Source organism: Vibrio sp. 2132-1 (genome assembly GCF_033344315.1).
Genome location: NZ_JAWPON010000785.1, coordinates 1 through 533 on the forward strand (window position 1 = coordinate 1; position 533 = coordinate 533).

General features: G+C 44.1%; 1 protein-coding gene. It reads left to right on the top strand.

Translation table 11 applies throughout. The features are described 5' to 3' along the window. Positions 1-77 precede the first annotated feature (77 nt). Complete coding sequence (locus R8N47_RS27990) at positions 78-389, top strand: c-type cytochrome (protein ID WP_025508723.1); 312 nt, start codon at positions 78-80, stop codon at positions 387-389. Positions 390-533: the final 144 nt, after the last annotated feature.

Here is a 533-nt window from a genome sequence, read left to right on the forward strand (position 1 = left end):
ATTTGGCGCAAGCCTTTGTAATTCATGTCACAATATCGACCATAACTATCTCAAATAAAAAACGATTAGGTGAAGCAATGAAGAAAGTAATGATCGGTGCAGTGGCTGCACTAACCATGTTGAGTGGCCAAGCTCTGGCGGGTGATGCCGCTGCGGGACAAGCTAAAGCTGCAGTATGTGCGGCATGTCATGGCGCAGACGGTAACGCAACGATTCCAGGCTACCCAAATTTGAAAGGGCAAAACGAGCAGTACATCGTGAGCTCAATCAAGGCTTACAAAAACAAAGAACGTAACGGTGGTCTTGCTGCGGTAATGCAGGCTCAGGCGTCGCTGCTTTCTGATGACGATATTGCAAACCTTGCCGCTTACTACTCAAGTTTGAAGTAAGTAAAAAGTGCATTAACACGTCGTTATCTTATTTCTACAAAACCAGAGCATTGCTCTGGTTTTGTTTTATCTCGACTTAATAAACCTTATTGGGCTCAGGATTTTAGCCGATGAAGCAGAGACAAACATTGAATGTTATGAGAC

Bases quoted from the DNA above. Each gene is read 5' to 3' on its own strand.
- R8N47_RS27990 (WP_025508723.1), top strand. From the start codon at position 78: ATGAAGAAAGTAATGATCGGTGCAGTGGCTGCACTAACCATGTTGAGT.